Origin of the sequence: Mongoliibacter sp., assembly GCF_007692705.1 — a bacterium.
In the GTDB taxonomy this organism is placed as follows: domain Bacteria; phylum Bacteroidota; class Bacteroidia; order Cytophagales; family Cyclobacteriaceae; genus Mongoliibacter.
Genome location: NZ_REBN01000247.1, coordinates 1 through 7463 on the forward strand (window position 1 = coordinate 1; position 7463 = coordinate 7463).

General features: G+C 38.9%; 7 protein-coding genes. 3 read left to right on the plus strand and 4 right to left on the minus strand.

Translation table 11 applies throughout. The annotated features are described in order from the left end of the window. Together EA341_RS17135 and EA341_RS17140 are read right to left on the minus strand one after the other, a co-directional pair. On the minus strand, positions 1-2426 hold a 2426-nt coding region (locus tag EA341_RS17135), incomplete at its 3' end, for a PQQ-dependent sugar dehydrogenase (protein ID WP_293016393.1). Positions 2427-2531: 105 nt separating this feature from the next. Next, positions 2532-3110 carry an outer membrane beta-barrel protein gene (locus EA341_RS17140; RefSeq protein ID WP_293016394.1) on the minus strand — a complete coding sequence of 193 codons (579 nt, stop codon included), beginning with the start codon at positions 3108-3110 and terminating at the stop codon, positions 2532-2534. 278 nt (positions 3111-3388) lie between these two features. Between EA341_RS17140 and msrA the strand changes: the two genes are divergently transcribed. Beyond that, the gene (msrA, locus tag EA341_RS17145) at positions 3389-4492 is read left to right on the plus strand and encodes a peptide-methionine (S)-S-oxide reductase MsrA (RefSeq protein WP_293016395.1); all 1104 of its coding nucleotides are present in this window, start codon (positions 3389-3391) and stop codon (positions 4490-4492) included. A 19-nt stretch (positions 4493-4511) separates the two neighbouring features. On the opposite strand, the gene EA341_RS17150 is transcribed toward msrA, so the two are convergent. Beyond that, positions 4512-5117 carry an alpha-ketoglutarate-dependent dioxygenase AlkB gene (locus EA341_RS17150; protein ID WP_293016396.1) on the minus strand — a complete coding sequence of 202 codons (606 nt, stop codon included), beginning with the start codon at positions 5115-5117 and terminating at the stop codon, positions 4512-4514. A gap of 130 nt (positions 5118-5247) precedes the next feature. On the opposite strand from EA341_RS17150, the gene EA341_RS17155 reads away from it, so the two are divergent. Then, positions 5248-5658 (plus strand): hypothetical protein, encoded by a 411-nt coding sequence (locus EA341_RS17155; RefSeq protein WP_293016397.1) that lies wholly within the window; start codon positions 5248-5250, stop codon positions 5656-5658. A gap of 216 nt (positions 5659-5874) precedes the next feature. Here EA341_RS17155 and EA341_RS17160 read toward each other — a convergent pair whose 3' ends face one another. Next, positions 5875-6282, minus strand: a complete 408-nt coding sequence (locus EA341_RS17160) for a Dabb family protein (RefSeq protein ID WP_293016398.1) — start codon at positions 6280-6282, stop codon at positions 5875-5877. Between the two features lie 187 nt (positions 6283-6469). Between EA341_RS17160 and EA341_RS17165 the strand changes: the two genes are divergently transcribed. After that, positions 6470-7463, plus strand: a 994-nt coding sequence (locus EA341_RS17165) for a penicillin acylase family protein (RefSeq protein WP_293016399.1), incomplete at its 3' end; no start/stop codon positions are given.

A 7463-nucleotide genomic window follows, 5' to 3' on the forward strand; every position in this document is an offset into this window, starting at 1 on the left:
AGATCAATGCTTTCAAACTTAATGAATGAATGGTCTTCTGTGAATTTTACTAACCTAGAATCTTGGTAGTTAGCTTTGGCTGCTCCTTTGAATTCGTTCGCATCAGCAGCAGCCATTTGCGGGCTTCTTAATACCAACTGCTTTCTCCTGAATATGGGATCTATACCATTGGCTCCATTATCCCTGTAACTTACAGTAAAAAGATAAGTACCCTGATTATCTCCTGACCTGTGCTTATCAAACTTCACATCGCCTTCTATCGGTAAATTCTGACCATTTGCAGGGCGGTTTTCGGGAGATAAAGAGATGATATAATCTACCATTTGAGAAATTGTATTTTCTTCTAAGTGTCCATGCCCAGGCATCAAACGCTCTCCCCAGACTCCCGAACCTCCATTCGTGACTTTTTGAAGCAAATAAGGTTTCGCATCAGACTGATTGGCGTATTTTTCTGATATTTCCGTATAGCTAGGGCCCACAGAGGCATTATCAACTGCATGGCAAGCATTGCACCCACTCTTTGCGGTGAGATTCATACCAATCACCTGAAGAGGGTTTTCCTGTTGATGACCCATTCCGCTTTCTATTCTATCAAAACCTTCCGCAAGGTAATTGAAAGCTATTTGGACATCATCTGCATCTATACCCTGACCTATGCTTCCATCCTCTTTGTCATTTACCTTCACCGAATAGCTACGGATAGGATTTCCCCAATAGAAACTTCTGTTTCCCTCCCAATCTACTGAAATCACTGGTGGTTCATTTCCAACTTTTATTTCTATTTCTGAAGTAGATTCCAAACCCTCAGTATCTCTAACCGTCAAAACAGCCTTATAAATACCCGGTTTGTCATAATTAAATATTGGGTTTTTCTCTTTACTGATGGCTGTACCGTTTCCATAAAAATCCCATTCATATGCCAAAGAGTCGTTTTCATCAAAATCATAACTTTCACTTCCTGAAAACATTACTTCCATTGGAGCCGCACCCTGGGTTTTATTTGCATTTGCTTTTGCCACAGGCTTCCTATTACCTGCATTGAATTCAATTCTGTAAATTCCCGAATCATCATTCTGAGCACTCCAATATGTTCCATATTCCAACACATATAATGACCCGTCAAGGCCAAACTGCATATCCATGGGCTTGTTAAAAACCGTAGACGGCATAAACTCTTCCATGGAAACAAAATCATGGTTTTCATCCATTGTAACGGTAAAAATCCAACTTCTCATCCAGTCATAAATAAAAAGCTTCCCCTCATAGTAGCGGGGAAATTTTACTTCTGATTTAGGAAAAAGATCCGGATAGTAAACCGGTCCTGCCATGGCATTTCTACCCCCATCACGCAGCTCAGGGAATTCTTCTGAATCTGCATAGGGATACCATATAAATGCAGGCTGTGCGGGAGGCAACTCTGTCAATCCGGTATTATTGGGAGAGTGATTTACCGGTTTAGCAGGATCATATTCATAATTACTTTCCTGCTTTTCAAAATCATAATGCCAATAAGGCTTATTGTCCGCAATAAGGTAGGGCCAACCAAAGAAACCGGCCTCTTTTGCTTGATTGATTTCATCATATCCCCTAGGCCCTCTCTGAAGACTATCCACGTGTGCATCAGGACCCACTTCTCCCCAATATAGGTTTCCATTCATCTGGTCAATAGAAATCCGGAAGGGATTCCTGTTGCCCATCACGTAGATTTCGGGCCTCGTGTTGGGTGTACCCTCAGGAAAAAGATTTCCTTTAGGTATTGTATAGGAACCATCATCCTGTGGGCTAATTCTTAAAATCGCACCTCTTAGGTCATTGGTATTAGAAGAACTCCTTTGGGCATCCACATTCTTGGGCCTTCCAGGTCTTTCATCTATAGGGTTGTAATTATCCGACTCAAACGGCGTGGTATCATCTCCCAAAGAAAGGTATAAATTACCCTGGCTGTCAAATTCAATAGATCCACCACTATGACAACACCCCCTAAATTGTGGAATCTCCAACATGATCTTTTCAGATTCCATGTCTACCATGTCATTTAAAAGAGTAAATCTGGAAAGTCTATTGATATGGTTATCACCTACCGGTGAATAATAGAGGTATATCCATTGGTTTTTTTCAAACCCGGGGTCTTTTGCCAATCCCAAAAGTCCGTCTTCACTTTCATAAAAAACGTCAATAAAACCAATATCCTTGGCACTCCCACTTGATGGTTCGAACATCCGGATTTTGCCTTTTCTTTCTATAAATATAATTCGACCATCAGCCAATACCTCAATCTCCATGGGTTCATCGAGTTTTTCGATAAGGGTGATTTTAGTAAAGCGGGTTTCATCAGGTTTTTCTGTGACAAACTTTTCGGGTTCCTGACAGGACCATAATAAGCTCAGTGCAAGAAAGCAGAGCGAGGCAGTTGATTTTAAGGACATTCTACAATAGGTTATTTTGGCATTGTGAATGTAAAAAATAAAATATCCTAAAAGCAAAAAAAATCCCCTGCTGGACAGGGGAATTGATTAACGGGAATGATTTCTTTAAAATTTAAAGGATAAACCCAATAACAGCTGCTGAAACCTGAAATCGTTATTTCCTGTAAAAACATCTTCTATCATAACAGTTTGTCCTTGCAATACCCTTTCATACCTAAGGTCGAGACCAATACCGTTAAAATTCAGCCCGACACCAAACTGATAACCGGCATTGTATTTTTCATAATCAAAATCCCTAAGACCATCTTGCAAATAGTAATGAAAGGAAGGCCCACCAAAAACCGAAACCAGCGAACCAAGTAAATTTATGCCCACTAGAACGGGAGCATCAAGTCTTTCTGTAGTCAGCTGAACATTATTAATTTCTGACTTCAAATTGGTATAACCGAGTTCAGGCCTCAGATAAAGCGGACCTAAATTAAGTTTGCCAAAAACGCCAACATTGTACCCTAGGTTATTCCAAGGATTACCCCAAACCGCTTCTGCATCTTTAAAATACTGTCCGTTAGAATTGTAGTTGGTTCCCCCTTTGATACCGAAACCTGAACCTGTCTGTGCCTGAACTGATTCGAAACATAATAACATTCCGAAAATGAGGATCATTGATTTTATAATAGTCTTCATAGTTGGTAAAGTTGTTAATTGAAAGAATTACGAAATAATTGAATTGATTTTATTATTATGGAGTAAAAGTCTGTTCTCATAGTTTGTATAGCTATTATTCCAGAGTACATTGAACAAGCGCATCTATTTGGAAGTTAATTACTGTATATAGGACGGAAACCAATGCAGAAATGTGCTATCAAATACTCGGTTTCTTCACATATATTCATTTCTAAAAATCTAAATAATCTAAAATCATGCCTCAAATGTGTAAGCATTTTCAAATAGGTAATCCGTTTATGAAAACAGCAGAAAAAATCCTCTTATTGGTACTTATTCAGGTTTTTAGCTTCGGTCTGGTTTCCTGTTCAAAAGCAGAAAACGGCAAAACAAACTATGAATCTGAAATAGATCTAGAAAATTATCCGGGAAAGCAAGCTTTAGCAACATTTGCAGGAGGCTGTTTCTGGTGTATTGAAGCTCCTTTGGAAGGGATACCAGGAATACTTTCCGTAGTTTCTGGATATTCCGGAGGAAAAGAAAAAAACCCTACATACTCAGATGTAGCCTCCGGTAAAACCAGTCATAGGGAATCCGTTCAGGTAACTTATGATCCTGATGTAATCAGCTACTCAGAAATTCTGGATATATTTTGGCAGCAATTTGACCCTACAGATGAGGGTGGTTCATTCTATGACAGGGGTTTCCAATACAGTTCTGCTATTTTTTATCATGACAAGACACAAAAAGAAGTAGCGGAAGCCTCTAAAGAAAGGTTGGATAAGGCTGGTATTTTTGATAAATCAATAGTTACGCCTGTTATCAAATTCAGTAATTTTTATCCTGCTGAGGACTATCATCAAGACTACTATAAGAAAAATCCAGAAGAATATTATGCTTATAGAAAGGGCTCGGGCAGGGATGCATTTATCGCCAAGCACTGGCCTGATAATCTTACTGAAAAATACAAAAAACCTTCAGAAAGTGAGTTGAAAAAGAAGCTTACTACCCTACAGTTTAATGTGACTATGCATGAAGAAACTGAAAGGGCTTTTGAAAATGAATACAACAGCAATAAAAAAGAAGGGATTTATGTATGTATTGTATCAGGAGCTCCTCTTTTCAGCTCAAAAGATAAATATGAATCCTACTCTGGCTGGCCAAGTTTCACCAAACCAATAGACGCCCGATTGCTGGATAAACCTATAGATTCATCTTATGGCATGACTAGAGTGGAAGTAAGAAGTAAACTTGGAGATGCACATGCCGGACATGTATTCAATGATGGTCCTTCTCCAACCAATTTGCGCTATTGCATGAATTCTGCAGCGATGAAGTTTATCGCCAAGGAAGAAATGGAAGCAAAAGGATATGGAGACTGGATGTGGGTGTTGGAAGAATAGATTTTAATGGATATGGATATTATATTAATATCCGGCGGAAGGTGAGGTTAATCCTCCCTCCGCTAATTTTTTTCCTTTTGGGTAACTGGTGCTCCCAGTGATGCTGCGTGCTGCCAGACATCACCAATAAAGACCCATTTTTTAATGAAATAGTGGTTTTATGTGTTTTGCTTTTATAATGTCTGAACTGAAAATCCCTTGACTCCCCAAAGCTAACCGATGCAATTACAGGGTTTGGTCCAAGCTCTTTTTCATTGTCCCTGTGCCATCCCATACTGTCTGAACCATCTCTGTAATAATTGAGTAAAACATGTGTAAACTCTATCCCTACTGTCTTTTCAACAGGTTGTTTGATTTCCTCAAGAAGATCTGTCCAGGAATCAGGTATCATTTTTATACCTGAATACCCATAAGGAATTTCAGGGTTCCCATACATCGCTGTCAATCTGGGTTGCATTACTTTTTTACCAAAAATCCATATCGGTTCTTGTTTCCAATTTATTTCATTTTTCAATCGCCCATATAAATCAGAGGATTGACTTTCTGTAAAGAATTCGGGGAAATAATTTACCTCACCCTCAAAAGGTAAAATGTTGATTTCTGGTGAAAAGGGGAAGAGCTCCATGAATTTAAAACTAAAATAAGTCGCTTAAGGTTTGCAAATAAATTCAGAGCCTATTGCATTATTCGATGCATTATGGCAATTTCATGGATCTTAAAAACCAAACTTTTAAAATTCTTCTAAATCAATTCTTATGAACAAATTTGTAAAAATCAGCATCGCAGTAGTTCTGGTTTTATTAGCAGGCTTTATTTACTGGAATTATTTCTTTGTATTCAGCGAAGGAGTAAAAGGTGGGAGTCTGAATTATTTTGAGAAAAAAGGTTTCCTGTTCAAAACCTATGAAGGACGACTGGTTCAAGATGGCTTTCAAAGTCCGGAAGCTGGCGCCTTGCAAAGCAATGAATTCAGGTTTAGCGCTGTTGGTGATGAGGTGGCTGGACAGTTGGAAAGGGCAAGCGGTAAGTTTGTGGAATTGAGGTACAAGGAATATTTAGGGAAGCTTCCCTGGAGAGGCGCCAGCAAATATGTTGTATTTGAAGTCATTGAAATCGATGATTCACCACCAAAGAGAAATGATGAAATTCCTGCAGGGACCAATTAAACAAATGAGGCTGTCTCATAAATCAACTCCCCAAAATTATATCCAAATCTTATCTTGGTATTTGATTTGAGTAAGCTTTGTGTCTTGGAGACTTTGTGGCATTATTAATTAATTTTAGCTACAAAGACACTAAGACACAAAGGGCTTAATTTTAAATACGAAACTTTTTTTGGACACTGAATTTGAAAAACGACTTATGTGACAGCATTATTTACTTTACTTCGCCCAGTAATCTACTACCAAAACCTTATCCAAATGAGGCCCTAATATGGCCCCAAATGCCTGGTGTTCTGGATGAGGAAGATAAGCGTCTCTATCCTCTTCACTGGCAAAAGTAAGGAAGAAACAATGAGTGTAACCTTGGTCAAGGCCCTCCGGACTGTTGTTAGTCCCCCACTCTAAGGCTTTAATTTCATCGATTTTATCAGGCAATGCCAAAAATGCATCTACTACTTCTTGCACATCATCTTCAGAGCTATCATCCTTAAATTTAAAAAGCACAACGTGCCTGAGGGCATTATCCATTTTTATGATTTCTTTTTCTATAACTTTTTCTTCTTTGGGCTGAGTCTGACAGGCCATCATGGCTAAAATCAGTCCTAAGCAAATTGCTGTTTTCTTCATATTGTGTTTGATAGGTTTCAATGGCAATTTGCAAAAATATAAGAAGAGGAATTGACCGTCTATACAATTTTGCTTCAGTAAATACTGAAATTTACGAAATTAAGTGGTTAGGTCAGGATATACGATTAATTAAAAAAATATCATGTTAACGAGAGTTTTAACAAGCAAATACTCATACATATTCTTCTTGAGCATAAGTATAGTATTTCATCAGGAATCGAAATCTCAATCGCTCGAGGTTAACGGACTGATAGAGGAAGTAGAAGTAATTCGAGACAACAATGGCATCAACCACATCTATGCGCAAAACGAGCATGACCTTTTTTTCAGCCAAGGATATTTGGCTGCAAAAGACCGCTTATTTCAATTTGAGGTGTGGAGAAGAAGAGCAACAGGCACCTTAGCCGAAATCCTTGGCCCAAAAGCTTTGGATCGAGACAAAGGTGCAAGACTTTTTCAGTTCAGAGGAAATAAAAAGGAAGAGCTTAGTCATTATCATCCCAAAGGTGAGCAAATAGTAGATGCGTTCGTCAAAGGAGTCAATACCTATATTTCAGAAGTCAGGGAAAATCAGGAGCTATTACCATTTGAATTCAAAGCTTTGGGTATTTTACCGGAGTACTGGACATGGGAAGTGGTAATTTCCAGGCATCAAGGACTGTTGGAAAATGTGGAAGATGAACTCAAATATGCCAGAGTGGTCAGTCAAATAGGGTCAGAGCTTGCCAAAAAACTCTATTATTTCCATCCAAATGACCCGAACTTGGAATTACCTGAAGGAATACCCCAAGAATTACTTTTTAAAGATATTCTGGCACCTTATACTGCATTTAGAAAAGGATTGACCTTTGAAGCTGAGGACGTAGCATTAGCTATCAGAAATACTGATGCAGATTTAATAGCGGAACAGCAAGCCTTCAAGTTGGAAGAGAAAGAGTATCAGGATTTTGAAAAATACGATATCGGAAGTAACAACTGGGTGATTTCAGGAGACAAATCCCAAAGTGGATACCCCATCATGGCCAACGATCCCCACAGACTGCATGCTGTGCCTTCACTAAGGTACTGGGTCCATCTTAATGCCCCCGGATGGGATGTTATTGGTGGTGGTGAACCGGTAATCCCAGGAGTTTCAATAGGACATAATGGCTTTGGGGCATGGGGTCTCACGATTTTTTCCA